This window comes from Nonomuraea sp. NPDC005692 (assembly GCF_040631115.1).
Taxonomy (GTDB): domain Bacteria; phylum Actinomycetota; class Actinomycetes; order Streptosporangiales; family Streptosporangiaceae; genus Nonomuraea.
Map to the genome: position 1 here is coordinate 30,820 of NZ_JBEXYU010000037.1, position 17,333 is coordinate 48,152.

23 protein-coding genes and 1 tRNA gene are annotated in these 17,333 nt (G+C 72.3%); 16 read left to right on the forward strand and 8 right to left on the reverse strand.

Annotated elements, in window-relative coordinates:
- Positions 1-56: 56 nt before the first annotated feature.
- Both ABZ459_RS44595 and ABZ459_RS44600 read right to left on the reverse strand, forming a co-directional pair.
- Complete coding sequence (locus ABZ459_RS44595) at positions 57-1,331, reverse strand: PHB depolymerase family esterase (RefSeq protein ID WP_357984691.1); 1,275 nt, start codon at positions 1,329-1,331, stop codon at positions 57-59.
- Between the two features lie 125 nt (positions 1,332-1,456).
- On the reverse strand, positions 1,457-2,428 hold the full coding sequence (locus ABZ459_RS44600; RefSeq protein WP_357984694.1) for a YafY family protein: 972 nt from the start codon (positions 2,426-2,428) through the stop codon (positions 1,457-1,459).
- Positions 2,429-2,474: 46 nt separating this feature from the next.
- Between ABZ459_RS44600 and ABZ459_RS44605 the strand changes: the two genes are divergently transcribed.
- Positions 2,475-2,930, forward strand: a complete 456-nt coding sequence (locus ABZ459_RS44605; protein ID WP_357984697.1) for a hypothetical protein — start codon at positions 2,475-2,477, stop codon at positions 2,928-2,930.
- A gap of 21 nt (positions 2,931-2,951) precedes the next feature.
- Here ABZ459_RS44605 and ABZ459_RS44610 read toward each other — a convergent pair whose 3' ends face one another.
- The 4 genes from ABZ459_RS44610 to ABZ459_RS44625 form a co-directional block, all read right to left on the reverse strand.
- The gene (locus tag ABZ459_RS44610; RefSeq protein ID WP_357984700.1) at positions 2,952-3,095 is read right to left on the reverse strand and encodes a hypothetical protein; all 144 of its coding nucleotides are present in this window, start codon (positions 3,093-3,095) and stop codon (positions 2,952-2,954) included.
- A 210-nt stretch (positions 3,096-3,305) separates the two neighbouring features.
- Positions 3,306-3,794 (reverse strand): hypothetical protein, encoded by a 489-nt coding sequence (locus ABZ459_RS44615; protein ID WP_357984703.1) that lies wholly within the window; start codon positions 3,792-3,794, stop codon positions 3,306-3,308.
- A 36-nt stretch (positions 3,795-3,830) separates the two neighbouring features.
- Positions 3,831-5,627: a Na+/H+ antiporter NhaA gene (gene nhaA / locus ABZ459_RS44620; RefSeq protein ID WP_357984705.1), complete on the reverse strand. Its 1,797-nt coding sequence runs from the start codon at positions 5,625-5,627 to the stop codon at positions 3,831-3,833.
- An 88-nt stretch (positions 5,628-5,715) separates the two neighbouring features.
- Positions 5,716-7,086, reverse strand: coding sequence for a Dyp-type peroxidase (locus ABZ459_RS44625; protein ID WP_357984708.1), 1,371 nt, complete (start codon positions 7,084-7,086; stop codon positions 5,716-5,718).
- A gap of 139 nt (positions 7,087-7,225) precedes the next feature.
- On the opposite strand from ABZ459_RS44625, the gene ABZ459_RS44630 reads away from it, so the two are divergent.
- Positions 7,226-7,825, forward strand: a complete 600-nt coding sequence (locus tag ABZ459_RS44630) for a TetR/AcrR family transcriptional regulator (protein ID WP_357984711.1) — start codon at positions 7,226-7,228, stop codon at positions 7,823-7,825.
- 41 nt (positions 7,826-7,866) lie between these two features.
- Positions 7,867-8,247 (forward strand): hypothetical protein, encoded by a 381-nt coding sequence (locus ABZ459_RS44635; RefSeq protein ID WP_357984714.1) that lies wholly within the window; start codon positions 7,867-7,869, stop codon positions 8,245-8,247.
- Here the strand turns inward: ABZ459_RS44635 and ABZ459_RS44640 are convergent.
- On the reverse strand, positions 8,223-8,717 hold the full coding sequence (locus ABZ459_RS44640; RefSeq protein ID WP_357984717.1) for a DUF523 domain-containing protein: 495 nt from the start codon (positions 8,715-8,717) through the stop codon (positions 8,223-8,225). The two genes, ABZ459_RS44635 and ABZ459_RS44640, sit on opposite strands and share 25 nt — an antisense overlap.
- A gap of 12 nt (positions 8,718-8,729) precedes the next feature.
- Here ABZ459_RS44640 and ABZ459_RS44645 point away from each other — a divergent pair, with 12 nt between their 5' ends.
- The 6 genes from ABZ459_RS44645 to ABZ459_RS44670 all read left to right on the forward strand — a co-directional run bounded on the left by ABZ459_RS44645 (position 8,730) and on the right by ABZ459_RS44670 (position 12,430).
- Entirely contained in the window at positions 8,730-8,852 is a 123-nt protein-coding gene (locus tag ABZ459_RS44645; RefSeq protein WP_357984721.1) for a hypothetical protein, read from the forward strand.
- 11 nt (positions 8,853-8,863) lie between these two features.
- The gene (locus ABZ459_RS44650) at positions 8,864-9,226 is read left to right on the forward strand and encodes a hypothetical protein (RefSeq protein ID WP_357984724.1); all 363 of its coding nucleotides are present in this window, start codon (positions 8,864-8,866) and stop codon (positions 9,224-9,226) included.
- Entirely contained in the window at positions 9,223-9,600 is a 378-nt protein-coding gene (locus ABZ459_RS44655) for a hypothetical protein (protein WP_357984727.1), read from the forward strand. Before ABZ459_RS44650 ends, ABZ459_RS44655 begins: the two co-directional genes overlap by 4 nt.
- 31 nt (positions 9,601-9,631) lie before the next feature.
- Positions 9,632-10,249 (forward strand): SRPBCC family protein, encoded by a 618-nt coding sequence (locus ABZ459_RS44660; RefSeq protein ID WP_357984730.1) that lies wholly within the window; start codon positions 9,632-9,634, stop codon positions 10,247-10,249.
- Positions 10,250-10,445: 196 nt separating this feature from the next.
- Positions 10,446-11,612 carry an MFS transporter gene (locus tag ABZ459_RS44665; protein WP_357984733.1) on the forward strand — a complete coding sequence of 389 codons (1,167 nt, stop codon included), beginning with the start codon at positions 10,446-10,448 and terminating at the stop codon, positions 11,610-11,612.
- Positions 11,609-12,430, forward strand: a complete 822-nt coding sequence (locus ABZ459_RS44670; RefSeq protein ID WP_357984736.1) for a metal-dependent hydrolase — start codon at positions 11,609-11,611, stop codon at positions 12,428-12,430. The genes ABZ459_RS44665 and ABZ459_RS44670 overlap by 4 nt, the downstream gene beginning before the upstream one ends.
- Positions 12,431-12,452: 22 nt before the next feature.
- Here the strand turns inward: ABZ459_RS44670 and ABZ459_RS44675 are convergent, their stop codons facing one another.
- Entirely contained in the window at positions 12,453-13,193 is a 741-nt protein-coding gene (locus ABZ459_RS44675) for a dienelactone hydrolase family protein (RefSeq protein WP_357984739.1), read from the reverse strand.
- Between the two features lie 49 nt (positions 13,194-13,242).
- On the opposite strand from ABZ459_RS44675, the gene ABZ459_RS44680 reads away from it, so the two are divergent.
- The 7 genes from ABZ459_RS44680 (at position 13,243) to ABZ459_RS44710 (ending at position 17,329) form a co-directional block, all read left to right on the forward strand.
- Positions 13,243-13,662, forward strand: coding sequence for a MarR family transcriptional regulator (locus ABZ459_RS44680; RefSeq protein WP_357984742.1), 420 nt, complete (start codon positions 13,243-13,245; stop codon positions 13,660-13,662).
- A 50-nt stretch (positions 13,663-13,712) separates the two neighbouring features.
- Complete coding sequence (locus ABZ459_RS44685) at positions 13,713-13,928, forward strand: hypothetical protein (protein WP_357984745.1); 216 nt, start codon at positions 13,713-13,715, stop codon at positions 13,926-13,928.
- A gap of 3 nt (positions 13,929-13,931) precedes the next feature.
- Positions 13,932-14,462, forward strand: coding sequence for a Clp protease N-terminal domain-containing protein (locus ABZ459_RS44690; protein WP_357984748.1), 531 nt, complete (start codon positions 13,932-13,934; stop codon positions 14,460-14,462).
- A 105-nt stretch (positions 14,463-14,567) separates the two neighbouring features.
- Positions 14,568-14,640 (forward strand) — tRNA-Ala (locus tag ABZ459_RS44695).
- A gap of 138 nt (positions 14,641-14,778) precedes the next feature.
- Positions 14,779-15,576: a hypothetical protein gene (locus ABZ459_RS44700; RefSeq protein WP_357984751.1), complete on the forward strand. Its 798-nt coding sequence runs from the start codon at positions 14,779-14,781 to the stop codon at positions 15,574-15,576.
- Positions 15,573-16,691 (forward strand): histidine kinase, encoded by a 1,119-nt coding sequence (locus ABZ459_RS44705; RefSeq protein WP_357984754.1) that lies wholly within the window; start codon positions 15,573-15,575, stop codon positions 16,689-16,691. Before ABZ459_RS44700 ends, ABZ459_RS44705 begins: the two co-directional genes overlap by 4 nt.
- Positions 16,688-17,329 (forward strand): response regulator transcription factor, encoded by a 642-nt coding sequence (locus tag ABZ459_RS44710; protein ID WP_357984757.1) that lies wholly within the window; start codon positions 16,688-16,690, stop codon positions 17,327-17,329. Before ABZ459_RS44705 ends, ABZ459_RS44710 begins: the two co-directional genes overlap by 4 nt.
- Positions 17,330-17,333: the final 4 nt, after the last annotated feature.

Below are 17,333 nucleotides of genomic sequence, written 5' to 3' on the forward strand. Positions count from 1 at the left end.
CAACTCGGAGGGCCGAGCCCCGAAGAGGCCCGGCCCCAGGAGAGGCGTGCCCGGCGTCAGGCGCAGGGGGTGTTGTCGAGGGTGAAGGCGGCCGGCGGGGCGGTGTTGCCCGTGTGGGTGGCCTGGAAGCCGAACGACGCCGAGGCGCCGGGCGCGATCGTGGCGTTGTAGGCGACGTTCCGGGCGGTGACCTGGCCCGTGGTGGGGGAGATCGTGGCGTTCCAGGCGGAGGTGACGGTCTGGCCCGCGGGCAGCGTGAAGCTCAGCGCCCATGAGGGCAGGGCCGTGGCGCCGGTGTTGGTGATCGTGACGGCGGCCGTGAGGCCGGTGTTCCAGGCGTTGGTGGTGTAGGAGACGCGGCAGGCGCCCGGAGGGTTCGGCGTGGGGGTCGGCGTGGGGCTCGGGCCGCTGCCGGTGAGGCCGAAGAAGGCGAGGGCGGCGGCGGCCATCCCGCTGGTGGGCAGGCTGTGCCCCACGCCCTGGACGCTCACCGCCTCGACCGGCGCGGTCGACCCAGTGCTGCCGTACCTGGTCCTGGTCCAGCCGGGCTGGGGCTGGTCGGTGAGGCTGGGGGTCTGGGGCAGGCCGTGGACGTTCGTCCACTGCTTGATCTCCTCCTGGAAGTTCGGGTAGCGCAGGGTGGCGTCCTCGGTGCCGTGCCACACCTGCATGCGCGGGCGGGGGCCGGTGTAGCCGGGGTAGGCGGCGCGTACCAGTTCACCCCACTGCTGCGGGGTCTTGGTGAGCCGGCCGTTCGCGCACGCGCTGTTCCAGCTCGACCCGTCGGTGGTGGCGAAGCAGCCGAACGGCACGCCCATGAACGCCGCTCCCGCCTGGAACACGTCGGGATAGTCGCCCAGCAGCACGTTCGTCATCATGCCGCCGGAGGAGGCGCCGGTCACGTACGTGCGGGCGGGGTCGGTGGCGTACCGCTGCTGGACGTACCGGACCATGGACACGATGCCGACGGGGTCGCTGCCGCCGTCGTGCCTCAGCGCCTGCGGGGAGGAGACGTCGAAGCAGGAGCCGCTCCTGGTCGCCGAGGGGTAGATCACGATGAACTTGTGGCGGTCGGCGAGCGAGGCGAACTCCGTGCCGGAGTGGAAGGCGGGGCCGGAGCCGGTGCAGTAGTGCACGGCGACCAGCAGCGGCGGACGGGTTCCGACGCCGTCCGGGACGTACAGGTGCATGCGCAGACCTGTCGGGTTGGCGCCGAATCCGGTCACCTCGGTGAGCTGGGCCGAGGCGGCCGGGGGAGCGGTGACCAGGCCCGCGACGACGAGTGCGGCGACGGCGATCACGGCGCCCGCCAGTCGAGCTCTCAGGTTCATCGGGTTCCTCTCGTTCGCCTGAAATATTGCGAGTATGAAGAGAAACTTTTCGGGACGGCAATGGCCTGACTGCCTGCCGCGCTTTGACCTGGGCCAGGTCGGAGAACAACCGTGAAACTTTCGGGTCAGGCGTAGCGCCGGGCCAGCTCCGCCGCCGCCGCGCCCAGAGCCTCGCGCAGCGCGGGCGGCGACAACACCTCGACGTCGGTCCCGAGCCGCAGGAACTCGCCGAGCGCGTGATCGTGCGACTCGATCGGCAGGGTGACCCGCGTCCAGCCCTCGGCGTCCGGCGGCTCGGCGGTCTCCCGAGCCGCCGCCGCGACGCCGGGCGTCATGAGGTCGGGCAGGCGCTCCAGGCCGCGCGGCGACAGCCGCACCACCGCCTCGCCGCGCCGCAGCCTGGCCTCGAACTCGGCCAGGTAACCCTGCCAGTACGCCGTCAGGGAGAAGCTCTCCGGCCTGGTGAAGGTCTCCGGGAGCGCGTGCAGGTCGAGGATCTGGGAGACGCGGTAGGTGCGGACGTGCTCGCCGCAGCGCGCCACCAGGTACCAGCGGCCCGCCTTGACCACCAGCCCGTACGGCTCCAGCCGCCGTTCCACCTCCTGCGGCGCCTTCCACCGCCGGTAGGTGACCTGAACGGGCCGCTCGTTCCACACGGCGTCGGCCACGGCGGGCAGGTACGTGACCGGCTCGGCGTCCCGGTACCAGGAGGGCGCGTCGAGATGGAACCGCTCCTGGATGCGGCCCGCGCGGTCGCGCAGCTCGACGGGGAGCGCGGCCATCAGCTTGAGCTGGGCGGCGGTCACCACCGCGCCGAGGCCCAGCTCGGCCGCCGGCCCCGGCAGCCCGGCCAGGAACAACGACTCGGCCTCGTCGGTGGTCAGCCCGGTGAGCCGGGTGCGGTAGCCGGCCAGGAGCTGATAGCCGCCGTTGGGCCCGGCGTCGCCGTAGAGCGGGATGCCGGCGGCATGCAGGGACTCCATGTCGCGGTAGATGGTGCGGACGGAGACCTCCAGGCGCTCGGCGAGGTCGTGGGCCGTCATACGGCCCCGTGTCTGCAACAGCAGCAGGATCGAGACCAGGCGGGAGGCGCGCACGGTCACTGACACTACATGTCAGTGACCCGGCCGTACGTTCGCCCGCATGAACGACTTCGATTTCCTCGCCGGCACCTGGGACGTCGTGAACCGCCGGCTCCTCAAGCCGCTGACCGGCAGCGACGAATGGGACGAGTTCCCCGGCCGTTCGGTCGCGACCCGGCACTTCGACGGCGCGGCCAGCTTCGACGAGATCGCCTTCCCCACCAAGGGCCGGCACGGGCTGACCGTACGCGTCTACAACCCCGGGACGCGGCTGTGGTCGATCTACTGGGGCAGCAGCGCGAGCGGCACGCTGGACACCCGGCCCATGGTGGGCGGATTCACCGGGAACCGGGGCGAGTTCCACGGCGAGGAGACCCACGAGGGCCGGCCGGTGCGCTGCCGGTTCGTCTGGACCGTCGTCGACGAGCAGCGGGCCAGGTGGGAGCAGGCCTTCTCGGCGGACGACGGCCAGACCTGGGAGACCAACTGGACGATGGACTTCACCCGGGCGTCCTGAGCGAGGGGCTTCGTCCGGGCCTCAGGACGCCTGGCCGCGCACCCACAGGACCGTGGCCACGGCCAGCACCGCGACCAGCAGCAGGAGCCCGCCCACCAGGACCACCCACCGCCAGGCGGACTTCGGGGGCGGCGTGGTCTCGTACAAGGGGACGTCGGGGAGCATGTCGGGGGTGTAGGGCAGACTCTGCGTGTACGGCGCCTCCGGCGGACCCTGCGGGGGGTGTTCCGGATGCGGGACGCGATGTCGGACGGTCCGGTTCGGGTCCGGCTCCTGCGGCTCTCGCTTCATGATCCCCTCAGACACGGCTCTGGAGGTGGGTTTCATCGACATTGTCATACTTGCCGGTGAAACGCGGTCCAGACGTCGGAAGGCTCAGTAACCGCTCTGATCGCCCCCGTGCGGCGGCTGCGGCGGCTGCCAACCACCCTGGGGGCCGGGCTGAGGGCCACCCTGGGGGCCGGGCTGCTGGTAGGGCTGCTGGTAGGGCTGGTGGTACGGCTGCGGGGGCTGCTGCCAGCCGGGGCCCTGCGGCCGCTCCTGCCGGGGGGCGGCGCGGCGCGCGACGACGGCCCAGATCAGCAGCCCGATGCCGGCCAGGTGGAAGAGCGAGGAGATGAGGTACGCGAACGGCAGGGCGGCCAGCATGCTGGAGCCGTACGACTCGATCAGCGTCTGGGTCAGGATCGCCAGCACGAGGTTGATCAGGGTGCCGATCAGCAGCAGCCCGCAGCCCGACATGCCGAGGGTGGCCGCGCGGCCCACGTGCCGTCTGTTCATCCCGATCAGGACGATGCCCACGACCAGCAGCAGGGCGGTCACGAGGGTGGGGAGCAGGTTCGTGAGTATGTTGAGGAAACTCATGGGGCGACTCCAGCCAGAAGGGGGACTCGGGCGACGTTACGGGGATCCGCGCAGTTCTTCCACCGCACGGCTGATCGACTGCAGGTCGAGACCGCCCTTGTGCCGGCGGCCGTTCAGGAACAGGGTGGGGGTGCCGCGTACGCCGCTCTCCCTGCCCGACGCCTCGTCGAGCGCGATGCGGGAGGCCTGCCCGGCCACGTCCGCCCAGGGGTCGACGTCGAGTTCGGCGGCGTAGTGCTCGAGGTCGGCGTCGGTGAGGAAACGCTGGTTGTCGTAGAGGATGTCGTGCATCTCCCAGAACCGGCCGTGGTCGGCGGCGGCCTCGGAGACGATGGCGGCGGACGCGGCCCGTGGATGCAGCGTCCGGATCGGGAAGTGCCGGAAGACCAGCCGGACGTCGGGGTTCCGGCGCAGGATCTCCTCCAGCACCGGGCGGAGACGGCCGCAGTAGGGGCACTCGAAGTCGCCGTACTCGACGATGGTCACCTTCGCGGTCGCCGGACCCCGTACGTGATCGTCGGGGCCGACCGGCACGGACAGCACGTCGGGCAGCTCCTCGTCGGGCTCGGCCTCGGGCGGCGCGCAGACGCCCCCCCGGTCCCAGGCCAGCCGGAAGACCACCCAGCCCAGCGCGGCGGACAACAACGACCCGGCCAGGATGCCGATCTTGGCCTGGCTCTGGATCGCCGGGTCGTCGAAGGCCAGGTCGACGATGAACAGCGCCACCGTGAAACCGATGCCGGACACCGCCGCGCCGCCCAGCAACTGCCCCCACACCAGGTTCCCCGGCAGGATGCCCCAGCCGAACCGCAGCGGCAGCCACGTGCCGAGCGAGATCCCGGCGAACTTCCCGAGCAGCAGCCCCAGCGCGATGCCGAGTGAGATCGGCGAGGTCAGCGCCGCCCGCAGGGTCTCGCCGTCGAGCCGCACCCCGGCGTTGGCCAGCGCGAACACCGGCACGATCACGTAGCTGCTCCAGGGATGCAGGCGGAGCTGGAGCCGTTCGTTGACCGAGACGGCACGCTGCACGCGCCGCGAGGCCTCCCTGGCCGCCCGCGCGCTCGGCTCGGTGGTGAACTCCTGGACGGCCTCGCCCGCCAGCAGCAGCTTCTGGTCGCTGGGGGCGTAGACGAACACGAGGACGCCCAGCGCGATGCCCACGAGCGTCGGATGGATGCCGCTCTCCAGCGTCGCGACCCACAACCCGAACCCGAGCGCGATGTAGGCCGGCGCCCGCCAGATCTTCAGCCAGCGCAGCAGCACGATCGCCGCCAGCAGCACGACGGCCACGACGAGCGCGGTGAGCTGGAGGCTGGCCGTGTAGAAGATCGCGATGATCATGATGGCCAGCACGTCGTCCACGATGGCCAGCGTCAGCAGGAACGCCCGCAGCGGGTCGGGACAGCGCGCGCCGACCACGGCCAGCACGCCCAGCACGAACGCGGTGTCGGTGGCGATCGGCACGCCCCACCCACCCGCGCCGGGGCCGCCGAGGTTGAGCGCGAGGTAGACGGCGGCGGGCACGAGCATGCCGCCGAGGGCGGCCACGGCCGGGACGGCGATCAGCCGCCGGTCCCTGAGCTGCCCGAGGCGCACCTCGTAGGAGACCTCCAGGCCGATCAGGAAGAAGAACACGCTCATGAGGCCGTCGTTGACCCAGTGGCGCAGGTCGAGGGAGAACACCGCGTCGCCGAACGAGATGCCCATGGGCAGGTGCCAGAACGACTCGTAGGTCTCGGCCCACGGCGAGTTGGCCCAGACCATGGCCAGGGCGGTGGCCACGAGCAGCACGCTCGTGCTGCCCGCCTCGGTCTTGAAGAACGCCCGCAACATCGTCAGATCTCCCCCCGGAGATCCGATCTTAGAACCCGCCCCGGCGGCGGCCGGGCCCGGCGGGGGTGTTCCCCGCCGGGCCCGGATGTCACAGGTTGCGGAGATAGGCCAGGGACGGCGCGAAGAAGTACTCGCCGCCCTTCATCGTGATCGTCTGGGCGACCTGGGCCTGCGGGGCCGACGCCTCGTCCCGGCCCCACACCTTCGGCCAGCTCACCTTGACGTCGCGGGCTCCCTGCCCGATGAGCGGGTCGTGCCCGGTCGCCGGGTTCTGGAAGTCCTCGTTGTTCGCCCAGCTCTGCTGCGTGAACTCGAACTGGGCGAGCAGGCTGCTGTTGAACGCCATGAACAGCAGGCCGACCTCACCGCTCGGGCGGGTGCCGGGCGGGGAGTCGTCCCAGGGGTCGTCGGTGCGGTCGCCGTAGGTCTGGCCCCGGCGGGCCATGAGGACCTCGCGGCCGAACGATCGCGGGTTCGTCTTCCTGATGTGCCCGCTGAAGGGGCACTTCGAGCCCGAGTCGTCGTCGAAGGTGAAGTCGTTGGCCACCGGGCCCCCACCCGGCTTCTGCTTGAGCGTGACGGGGGTGCCGTCCTTGAAGCGGCCGACGAGCATGGCGCCCGCGCGGTCGCGGTCGGCGCCGAGCAGGCCGAGGGCGTCGGCCAGGTCCTGCTCGATCTCCTTGAACGCCCGTACGTTCTGCTCCAGCTTCCTGAAGACCAGGTAGCTGCCGAAATGCCGCTTCGGGTGCGGCGCGAAGGGGTCGGCGACCAGGATGTTGGAGAGCGGGAAGGCGGGGTCCCAGTGCTCCTTCGGCTCCTTGTCCACCTCGTCCTGCACGAACAGCGGCTGGCTGCGGCCGTCCACGTACCCGAAGTGCTCGATGCCGTCGCCGGCGGGGTTGCGCATGCCCTGGCCGGTCTCCTCGCCGAGCAGCCGCGCGCTGGCGGGCAGCTCGCCCAGGATCTCCTCGCGCAGCTCCTCGACCCGGTCCTGGCGGGCGTCGCCGATGAGGATGACGGCGTGGATCTCCCGCTGATAGGCGGGCTCCCACTCCGTCACCGGCGGGTCGTCCAGCTCGGCGCCGCGCCGCTTCATGCCGTCGCGGAACGCCTTGTCGCCGAACTTGCGCACGTCCTCGACCGAGTGGCCGAGGTCGCGGTAGCCGGCCTTGCTGATGCCGATGCCGACGTACGGTGTGCCGCGCCGGCCGTTCGCGCCGAACTCGCGCACCTCCTCGAGGTGCCGGCGCGCCGACTTCATCTTGGTGACGGCGATGTGCCGCAGGAACGCCTTTCCCGCGGCGACGTCGTTGCACCTGACGAACAGCACGGACAGGTGCTCGCGCACGTGCGCGCGGAGAATGTTGGGCTGGAGATTGTCCAGCATCTCCTTGGTGTCCGCGTCGAGCTTGGCCGAATCCCAGGCCAGAGGTTGTGCGTTGTTCAGGTCGACAGCCATTGTCGCCGAATCCTTTCCCCGTTTCGAAATGAATCGGGCCCCCTGCATCTGTACGACTCCCGGGAATGCGAGAAAGTTTCCGTTGATCAGGTCAGTTCGATTTCCTGATCAAACCTGGCGGACCGTACATAATGACCGGATGAAGAACCGGGGCTGGGGACGTTCCAGCGGCACCCGCGACACGCTGCTGCGCGCGGCCCGCGAGGTCTTCCTGGCCAAGGGGTACGCCGAGGCCACCGTCGCCGACATCGTCGAGACGTCGGGCATCAGCGTCGGCAGCCTGTACCACCATTTCGGCGGCAAGCCGGGCCTGTTCCTCGCCCTGTGGGAGCAGTTCATGCGCGGTCAGGAGGAACGCACCTCCCGCGCGGCCAAGGCCACCGCGGGCGCCGGCGAGGAACGGTTCCTGGCCGGCGCCCGCGCCTATCTGGAGGGCTCGTGGGAGCAGCGCGACGTGGCCAGGTTGTTCCTGGAGAACGACGGCCCGGCCGAGTTCACCACCCTGCGCAGGCAGCGCGGCTGGGAGTGGATCGGCGGCAACAAGCGACTGCTCGGCCTGGCGGACACGCCGGAGGGCAACGTGCTGGTGGTGCTGCTGACCACGGTGATGGGCGAGGCCGGGCGCGAGGTGGCGGCCTGCGAGTCCGACGAGGACGCCCAGGAGACCATCGACGAGGTGATCCGGATCGTCCGCCGCATGCTGGCTACGACGGGCGGCGTACCGCGGCCTTCTCCCTGAGGACGATTCCGCCGCACGCCCGCGATGCGAGCGTGTAGCCCATGGACGCACTGCGCAAAGCCCTCGGCGCGCTCTCACTGACCTACGCGTTGATCTTCGCCGGGGCCGCGCTGCTGCACTCGGGCATCACGGTCGGCCCGCTGTCCCAGCCGGTCGTGCCGCCCGCGGTGGTGGTGGAGACGTTGTGCGCCCTGGGCCTGTTCGCCGGCGGCCACGGCGCGCTGACCCGCCGCCGGTGGGCCTGGGACGGCCTGGTCTACACCCACGCGGGGGCCCTGGGCGGCGTGCTGATCGGCATTTTGGCGCTGGCCCTGGACCCGTCGTCGGCCACGGCCCTGAGCACCTGGTTCCACGACACGATGGCGGTGCTGCTGGCCGCCGGTCTGGCCGGGGCCTTCTACGCCTCCAGATCGCGCAGGTGATCGGCCGCCTCGGGCAGCTGGTCCTCGGTGAACACGCGGACGCCGTGCGCCTCGAGCAGTGCGGTGGTCACCCCCTGGCCGGGCACCCGCCGTCCGCCGAACGTGCCGTCGTAGACCGCCAGCGCGCCGCACGAGGGGCTGCCCTCCTTGAGCACGGCCAGCCGGATCCCGGCCGCGCGGGCGGCCGCCAGCGCGGCCCGCGCCCCGGCCACGAACTCGGCCGTCACGTCGGAGCCGTCGCTCGCCAGCACGCGCGCGTCGCCGGAGAGCACCGCCGCCCCGCCCGCGCCGCCCTCGATCTCGGCCGCCGGGCGCGGAACGGGCAGCCCGCCCGTCACCTCGGGGCAGAAGACCACCAGCCGGCCCTCCGCCCGCCAGCCCGCGAGCAGGGCGTCGGCGCTGGTCTTCGCGCCGCCGTCGTAGCGGACCCGGCGGCCCATCAGGCAGGCGCTGACGAGGATTCTCTGCACGTCCCCGATCCTATGAGCGCGATCGGCACCAGCGAGACGACGGCCAGGACGCCCGCGCAGCCGGCCGACGGCAATTTCGAGCGCGGCCTGTCGTGGGTGCTGGACGGAATCGAGGGCGACCTGCACGGGCGCTAACCTGTGTCCCGATGAACACCACCGTCGCCACGATCGTCATCGCCGGCTCACTGCTGCTCATGCTGGCGAGCCTGGTCGTCGCCGTCCGCAATCGGCCCATGGGCATGGTCCTGCTGGTCGGCTTCGCCGTGCTGGAAGTGGCGATCCTGGTGCAGGCCGGGTTCGTGATCGCGGCGGTGAGCGGCGGCGCGGGGCCGCCGGAGAAGGTCACGCTGTTCGGGTACATCGGCGGTCAGGTGCTCATCCCGCCCGCCGGGGTGTTCCTCGCGCTGGCCGAGCGCAGCCGGTGGGGCACGGCGATCCTGGTCGTGGCCGGGTTCGCGATCGCGGTGATGAACGCGCGGCTGCTGCAGATCTGGCAGGGCGTGGCGTGAGCGCCCCTATCGGCAGCGGCCCCGGGCGCGCGCTGGTCGCCGTCTACGGGCTGTTCTCGCTGGCGGCCGGGGCGCGGGCGGCGGTGCAGATCGCCACCAGGTTCGACGAGGCGCCGCTGGCCTACGCGCTGTCGGCCTTCGCCGCGCTGGTCTACGTCGTGCTCACCGTCGCCCTCGTGCGCGGCGCCCGCCGTCTCGCGCTCGGCGCGCTCGCCATCGAGCTGGCCGGCGTGCTGCTGATCGGCACCGCGAGCGTGGTCGACCCGGCGGCCTTCCCCGACGCCACGGTGTGGTCCTCGTACGGCAAGGGTTACCTGTTCATCCCCCTCGTGCTGCCCTTCGTGGGTCTCTACTGGCTGCTGCGCAGGCGTTAACGCCGGGCGTGCGCGGGCAGGGACAGACCCCATGAGCACGATCGAGCACTCAGTAGACGTCAACGTCCCGATCCGCGTGGCCTACAACCAGTGGACCCAGTTCGAGAGCTTCCCCGAGTTCATGGAGGGCGTGGAGTCCGTCAAGCAGATCTCCGACACGCTCACCGAGTGGGTGGTCGAGATCGCCGGGGTCCGCCGCGAGTTCCAGGCCGAGATCACCGAGCAGCACCCCGACGAGCGCGTCGCCTGGCGCGGCACGGACTCGCCGCACCACGCGGGTGTCGTCACCTTCCACCGCATCGACGCCGACACCACCAAGGTCACCCTCCAGATGGAGTACGACCCCGAGGGCGTCGTCGAGACCGTCGGCGACGCGCTGCAGATCGTCCGGCTGCGCATCAGGAACGACATGGAGCGGTTCAAGTCGTTCATCGAGTCGCGCGGCGGCGAGACGGGCGGCTGGCGCGGCGACGTCCCCGGCGCCCACCAGCACCAGCACGAGCACGGCTCCACCTACGGCGACAGCGGCGCGCCGGTCCCGCCCGGGACCGTCGGCGGCGGTGACTACCCGCCGAGCGGCACCCTGCCGCCCCCCGGCCCGGTTCCCCCGCGCAACCAGCCCCCGGAGGGCCCGAGCCCGGTCCTGTAGGACGGGCTCTCCCTTGAGAATCTCAGCCCCCGCCCCGGGGGCTTTCTCATGTCCAGGAATAAAGGGACATTTCGGTCCTGTTAAGGTGGTGATTCGTCCCATGATTTGATGAGTGGAGGACCTGACCAGCATGAGCGTGCTAGCCCATGAGGCCCGTGGCAGAACAGGCAGAACCGCCCCCCTGGCCTGGCTTCTCGTGCTGGGCATCGTTCTGGCGGCGTTGAACCTGCGCACGGCCGTCACCAGCGTCGGGCCGCTGCTGGACCAGCTCGCGGGAGCGCTCGGCATGAGCAGCGTCGGCACCGGCCTGCTCACCACGCTGCCCGTGCTGGCCTTCGCCGGCGTCGGCGCGATCACCCCCACGCTGGCCCGCCGGATCGGCGAGCACCGGTTGCTGCTGCTCGCGCTGGTCACCCTCGGCTCGGGCATGCTGGTCAGGTCGCTGGTCGGAACGGCCCCGGTGTTCCTGGTGAGCAGCGCGGTCGCGCTGTCCGGCGGCGCCGTCGGCAACGTGCTCATCCCGACGCTGATCAAGCGTCACTTCCCCGGGCGTACCGGGATCATGACCACCGTCTACACCACGGCCCTGGCGGCGGGCACCATGCTGGCCGCCGCCGCGACCGTGCCGATCGAGCGCGCGTCGGGGGACTGGCACATCGCGCTCGGCGTGTGGGCGGCCCTGGCCGCCGTGGCCGCCATTCCGTGGCTTGCGCTGCTGCGCAGTGAGCCGGAGCGGGACACGGGCAGCCGGGACGCGGGCATCTCGACCCTGCTCAGGAGCAGGCTCGCCTGGATGGTGGCGATCTACTTCGGCACCCAGTCGATGATCGCCTACATCATGTTCGGGTGGCTGGCCACGATCCTCACCGACGGGGGCTACACCTCCTCGCAGGCCGGGATCATGCTCGGCGTGTTCACCGCCCTGAACATCCCGGTCTCGATCCTGGTGCCGACGATCGCCGCGCGCTTCCGCGACCAGCGGCCGGTCGTCGTGGGGCTCGTCGTGGCCTACGCGATCGGCTTCCTCGGGCTGTGGTTCGCGCCCTCCTCGACCGCCATGGTCTGGGTGGTGTTCGTGGCGGTCGGCATGGGGTCGTTCCCGCTGGCGCTGGTGATGCTGGGGCTGCGCACCCGTACGCCGGAGAGCACGGCCGCGCTGTCGGCCTTCGGGCAGAGCGCCGGATATCTCATCGCCGGCGCCGGCCCGCTGCTGGTCGGGGTGATCTACCAGATGACCGGCGGCTGGGCGCTGACGTACGTGCTGATCTTCGGCGTGATCGCCGTCCAGCTCGCCACCGGCCTGTACGCCGGCCGCGACCGCTATCTGGAGGACGAGCGCCGCCCTGCCACAATGACCAGGTGAGATCCACTGTCGTCACCTTCCCCAACGGCCAGGTCAGCGGCCGTTCCCCGATTGTCGGGGCCGTGCCGGTGGGGGACCGGCACGGCCTCGTCACCGCCGAGACGCCGTTCCACCCCCTCGACCACACCTGGCCCGACCAGCCCGCAGACCGGGGGACGATCGGCGAGCTGCCGGTCCTCGACTGCGTGACAGGGGCCCAGTCGAACGACGGTGAGATCTTCGTCGGCGAGTCCGTCCCGGTCCGGCGGGGCGCCGAGGGCTGGGAGTGGCTGGTCGTCCACGTCACCGACACCCCGCTGCCCGTCGGCGCCGAGGTGGCCCTGGAGGTGGACGCCGGATACCGGGCGGCGCTCTCGGCCGGCCACACCGCCTGCCACCTGGCCGCGCTGGCGCTCAACGCGGCGCTGGCGGACCGGTGGCGCAAGGAGGTGCGGCTGGACCGGCTGGGCCACCCCGACTTCGACCAGACGGCGATCACCTCCTCGCGCATCGTGCCGCACGGCAGCGTGGACGAATACCGCCTCGGCAAGTCGCTGCGCAAGAAGGGCTTCTCCGCCGACGACCTGGATCTGACCGAGCTGGCCCAGCGGGTGAACGAGCAGCTCAGGACGTGGGTGGCGGCCCGCGCGCCGGTCCGGCTCGACGTGCCGGGGCCCGGTCTGACCGCGTTGCGCACCTGGCACTGCTCGCTGCCCGAGGGGGAGGCGTCGATCCCGTGCGGCGGCACGCACGTGCGCGACACGGCGGAGCTGGGCACGGTCGAGGTCGCGTTCACCCTGGAGGAGGCCGCCCTCACCATGCGCACCACCTGCGGCTAGCGGGCCCTGACTCCGGGGCCCCTCAGGCTCTGGCGGCCAGGAAGGCGAGCACCCGGCGCCACGCGTCCGCGCAGATCGCCTCGTGCTCGCCGTGGGCCTCGTCGAAGAAGCCGTGCGGGGCGCCCGGGTAGACGACGATCTCGTGCTCCACCCCGGCCCCGGCCAGCGCGGTCCCGAACTCCGTCACCTGCTCGGCCGGGATGCCCTCGTCGGCCCCGCCGAACAGGCCGAGGATCGGCGCGCCCAGCTCGGCGGCGTGCTGGGTGGGGCCGGGGCCGTACGGGCCGGCGATCCCCGGCGCGCCGTAGAACCCGATCACGCCGGCGAACCCGAACCTGGGCGCCGAGGCGAAGAACGCGTTCCTGCCGCCCATGCAGAAGCCGAGCGCCACCGCCGGCCGTCCCAGGTGCTCGGTGGCGGCCCGGATGTCGGCCTGGATGTTCTCCCTGGTCAGCTTGGGGATGTGGGCCATGACCTGGAACGACTCGCCCCGGTCGGCGTCGGTGGCGGTCCTGCCGTAGTAGTCGAGGGCGAGCGCCGGATGACCCTGTTCGGCCAGCCGTACGGTGAGCTGCTTGTAGAAGCCGTGCAGGCCGCGGACGTCGGGCAGGATCACGACGCCGGGCCCGCTCACCTGGTCGGGACGGGACTCGTAGGCGGCGAACGACGTGCCGTCGGCGGAGGTCAGGCGCAGGTCGGCGGAGCGGGTGCCGGTGATCGGCGGTTGCGGGCGCGGTGGTGCGGCGTCGTTGTCGTAGCACATAGTGCCGGGAAACTACCAAAGCTGGATTGATAAAGCTAGACTTGGTTTTGTGCTCGCCAAGGAACTGCGGATCTCGGTCGGGCGGCTCGCCCGCCGCATCCGGCAGCTTTACACCAACGCCTCGGGCGACGACGTGTCGTTCACCGAGCTCGCCGTGCTCTCCCGCCTCGACCGGGACGGGCCGCACACCTCGGCCCAGCTCGCGCACCTGGAACGCATCACCGCCCAGGCGATCGGCACCGTCCTGGGCGGCCTCCACCAGCGCGGCATGGTGGCCCGCGAGCCCGACCCGGGCGACCGGCGGCGGGTGATCACCGCCATCACCGGCTCCGGCCGCGCCGCGCTGGTCAGCCGCGAACAGGTGATCACCGAACGCCTGGCCGCGGCCGTCGACTCCCTCACCCCCGACGAACGCGAACGCCTCGCCGCGGCCCTGCCCGTCCTCGCCGACCTGGCCGAACGGCTCTGAGGCGTCAGCATGTGTTGACAAGCTCCCCTCTGTCAGCACATGCTGACACCATGGACGTCACCGAACTGGCCGGGGCGGCATCCGACCGCGACCCCGGAACGGGCCTCGCGGCGGTGGCCGCGCTCAGGGCCCTGCTGGAGGAGCTGGAGGCGGTCCACGTCAGCAACGCCCGCGCGGCGGGGTGGTCGTGGGAGCAGATCGCCGGCGCGCTCGGGGTCCGGCGGCAGTCCGCCCATCGCAAGCACGCCCGCAGAACGGGGAGGTAGCAGGTGTTCGACAGGTTCACAGAAGGCGCCCGCCGGGCGGTGGTCCGGGCCGGGATCCTCGCGCTCGACGCCCACCGCAGCACGCTCGACGCCGACCTCCTGCTGCTGGGCGTGGCCGAGGTGCGGCCGTTCTCGCTGTCGTCGTTCACCGCCTCCGGCGCCGGCCTGCGCGCCCGCATCGACCTGGGCGACGCGCGTGCGCTGCTGGCCACCCTCGGCATCGACCTCGACGAGGTGCACCGCCGTACCAGAGCCGGGACGGACGCGCCTGACCAGTGGGTGCTGCGCCGATCCCGGCTGCGCCCGCTGCGCGTGACCCTGGACGGGCCGCTGGGCCGGATCCCGCTGGCCATGCACGCCAGGAAGGTGATCGAGGTGGCGATGTGGAAGCCGGGGCCGGTCACCGGCGAACGGCTGCTGTGGGGCCTGCTCGCCGACGGCGCGAACGGCGCCGGCCGGCTGCTCGACGAGGCCGGGGTCGACGTGGCCGCGCTGGTCAGGGAGGCGGGTATCCCGTCCCGCCGCGCCGCCTGACGGCACGCCGTTCAGGGCGGGCCGGAGAGCTCCTCCGGCCCGCCGGGGTGCGGGATCCGGCGTGACGCGAGGGGTCCGGAAGTCCGATACACTTGGTGATCGCAAGGGGCTATGGCGCAGTTGGTAGCGCGCCTCCATGGCATGGAGGAGGTCTGGGGTTCGAATCCCCATAGCTCCACAGAAGAGAAGGTGGCGTCCACAAGGGCGCCACCTTTTTTCGTGCCTGCGTCAGGCCGTGTCAATACCTCTCAGGTCACCTCTTGTCCGGACCTGGGGGAGACGCGGGCGGCCGGCCGGAGCCGGGATCGTCGGGGGCATGCGACTTCAACGACTGCAGATCTCGGCGCTGTCCGTCCTCGCGCTCGTCGTGGCGCTCGCGCTCGCGCCGCTGCCCGGGTTGCCGTACACCATGGGGTTCGCGCCGCACTGGGTGACCGTCCTGGCCGCCGTGCTGGGGGCGGTCTTCGTGGTGCGGCCGCATCCGGCGGGGCTGCTGCCCGTCCTGCTGCTGCTGTGGTCGGCGGGCGGGCTCGTGCTCGACGTCTTCCGCGCCTTCTTCGCGCTCACCGGGATCCCCGCCGGGGAGTTCGCGCAGGTCGACTGGCCCGGGATGGCGCTGCGCGGGCTCAGCCTGGCGGGCTGCGCGCTGCTGGGCGCGCTGCTGCTGCCGCGCGTCAGGGTGCCCGGCGGGCCCTGGCTCGGGTACGCCGCGTTCGCCATCGGGTTCGTCTACCCCCTGGCCAAGCTCTACTGGTCGGCGGGCGGCACCCTGCTGCGCCCCGCGGACTACGGCGAGGGCTTCCCGTACGGCGAGACGATCATGCTGGTCATCGGGGCGGTGGGCTCGCTGGCCCTCGTGCAGAGGTGGGGACGGTCGCTGCCGCGGCGGCTGGTGCTGACCGGCGGTTGGACGGGCGCCGCCATGTTGACCACTATGGGAGCCATGTCCGTTCTCGGCACGCTCTCCCAGCTCCTCGGCCTCACCCAGGGGCCCGTGCCGCTGTCCGATCCGGCCGCGGTGGCGGCGGTCGCGGTCGTGTACGGGAGCTGGCTGCTGTTCGGGCTGGCGGTCGCCGGGGCCACCCTCTCCTACCAGCGCACGACGGCGCGATGACGCCCCGCCGCGCCGACGTGGTCCTGGCCCTGGTCGCCGGGGTGACACTGTTTCCGCTCTCCCTGACGGTGGCGGTGTTGTCGGCGCCCGGCGTGCGGGCGGTCCTGCTGGCGGGGGCCTGCCTGGTGGCGCACGCGGCCGTGGCCTACCGGCGGCGGACGTGGGCCTTCCTCGTGGTCGCCGCGGCCTTCACCGTCCAGGTCGCGGTGACCGGGTTGTTCCTCGTGCTGCCGTCGTCGGCGCTGTTCCCGCTCGCGGTCTACTCCTGCGCGGCCCACGCCCGGCGCAACCCGCCGCTGCTGGTCGGCCTGGCGGGGGCGGGGGCGGCGGCGGCCAGGTTCGCGACCGACTCCAGCGTCGCGGCGGCCGGGCTCGGGCCTGACCCGTGGCTGCTGCTCGGGCTGCTGGCCGCGGTGGTGGTCGCGGCGTGGGGGCTCGGCCTGTACCGGCGGACCCAGCTGGCCCACCTCGACCTGCTGCGGGAGCGGGCCCGCGAGGCCGCGGCGCGGGCCACCGCCGAGGAACGGGCGCGGATCGCCAGGGAGATGCACGACGTGGTCGCCCACGCGCTGGCCGTCATCGTCGCCCAGGCCAGGGGCGGCCGGTTCGCGCCCGCGCGGGCGGCCGAGATCCTGGCCGCGATCGAGGAGACGGGCCGCGCGGCTCTCACGGACATGCGGGCCGCCGTCGGCGTGCTGCGCGCCTCGCCAGGGGACGGGCCGCCGCCCGGACTGACCGGCCTGCCGGACCTGGTGGCGCGGACCAGGGACGCCGGGCTGCCCGTCGAGGAGATCGTGCGCGGCACGCCGCGTCCCCTCGGGCCGGGGGCCGACCTCGTCGCGTACCGCGTGGTGCAGGAGGCGCTGACGAACACACTCAGGCACGCGGGTGCGGGCGCGCGCAGCACCCTCCATCTGGAGTGGACGGACGACGCCCTGCGCATCACCGCCGGCGACGCGGGCGGCACCGCCGCTGCTGGAACGCGCGGTGACGGGCCGGGGAACGGGCTGGCGGGCATGCGCGAGCGGGTGACCGCACTGGGCGGGATCCTGGACGTCCGGACGGAGGAGGAAGGCGGGTTCGTCGTCGAGGCCCGCCTTCCGTACCCGGCATGACCATCGGCGTGTACGTCGTCGACGACCAGCGGCTGGTGCGTACCGGCACGGTGATGGTGATCGACGCCCAGGACGACATGCGCGTGGTCGGGGAGGCGGGCGACGGGGTGGAGGCGCTGGCCGGGCTGCGCGCGGTGACGGCGGACGTGGTGCTCATGGACGTCCGCATGCCGCGCATGGACGGCGTCGAGGCGACCCGGCGGCTGCTGGCGGCCCCCGGCGCGCCCAAGGTGATCGTCCTGACCACCTTCGACCTGGACGAGTACGCCTTCGCCGCGCTGCGGGCCGGTGCGTCGGGGTTCCTGCTCAAGGACGCCCCCGCCGAGGAGCTGCTGGCCGCGGTGCGGACCGTCCACCGGGGGGACGCGGTGATCGCCCCCTCGACCACCCGCCGCCTGCTCGACCACGTCGCGCCGCAGCTGCCGGACGCCGGGCCCGACCCGCTGACCGACCGGGAGCGGGAGGTGTTGCGGCACATCGCCCTGGGCGAGACGAACGCCGAGATCGCGGGCTCGCTGTTCCTGTCGGAGGGCACCGTCAAGACCCATGTCGGCCGCATCCTGGCCAAACTCGGGCTGCGCGACCGGGTCCAGGCGGTCATCTGGGCCTACGAGCACGGCCTGAACCGCCGCCCCTGAGCGG

Coding starts and splice junctions, on each gene's coding strand:
- ABZ459_RS44595 (WP_357984691.1), bottom strand. CDS start 1,331: ATGAACCTGAGAGCTCGACTGGCGGGCGCCGTGATCGCCGTCGCCGCA.
- ABZ459_RS44685 (WP_357984745.1), top strand. CDS start 13,713: ATGGACGTCACCGAACTGGCCGGGGCGGCATCCGACCGCGACCCCGGA.
- ABZ459_RS44630 (WP_357984711.1), top strand. CDS start 7,226: ATGAAGAACCGGGGCTGGGGACGTTCCAGCGGCACCCGCGACACGCTG.
- ABZ459_RS44675 (WP_357984739.1), bottom strand. CDS start 13,193: ATGTGCTACGACAACGACGCCGCACCACCGCGCCCGCAACCGCCGATC.
- ABZ459_RS44660 (WP_357984730.1), top strand. CDS start 9,632: ATGAGCACGATCGAGCACTCAGTAGACGTCAACGTCCCGATCCGCGTG.
- ABZ459_RS44615 (WP_357984703.1), bottom strand. CDS start 3,794: ATGAGTTTCCTCAACATACTCACGAACCTGCTCCCCACCCTCGTGACC.
- ABZ459_RS44700 (WP_357984751.1), top strand. CDS start 14,779: ATGCGACTTCAACGACTGCAGATCTCGGCGCTGTCCGTCCTCGCGCTC.
- ABZ459_RS44645 (WP_357984721.1), top strand. CDS start 8,730: ATGAGCGCGATCGGCACCAGCGAGACGACGGCCAGGACGCCCGCGCAG.
- ABZ459_RS44610 (WP_357984700.1), bottom strand. CDS start 3,095: ATGCTCCCCGACGTCCCCTTGTACGAGACCACGCCGCCCCCGAAGTCC.
- ABZ459_RS44605 (WP_357984697.1), top strand. CDS start 2,475: ATGAACGACTTCGATTTCCTCGCCGGCACCTGGGACGTCGTGAACCGC.
- ABZ459_RS44625 (WP_357984708.1), bottom strand. CDS start 7,086: ATGGCTGTCGACCTGAACAACGCACAACCTCTGGCCTGGGATTCGGCC.
- nhaA (WP_357984705.1), bottom strand. CDS start 5,627: ATGTTGCGGGCGTTCTTCAAGACCGAGGCGGGCAGCACGAGCGTGCTG.
- ABZ459_RS44705 (WP_357984754.1), top strand. CDS start 15,573: ATGACGCCCCGCCGCGCCGACGTGGTCCTGGCCCTGGTCGCCGGGGTG.
- ABZ459_RS44650 (WP_357984724.1), top strand. CDS start 8,864: ATGAACACCACCGTCGCCACGATCGTCATCGCCGGCTCACTGCTGCTC.
- ABZ459_RS44635 (WP_357984714.1), top strand. CDS start 7,867: ATGGACGCACTGCGCAAAGCCCTCGGCGCGCTCTCACTGACCTACGCG.
- ABZ459_RS44710 (WP_357984757.1), top strand. CDS start 16,688: ATGACCATCGGCGTGTACGTCGTCGACGACCAGCGGCTGGTGCGTACC.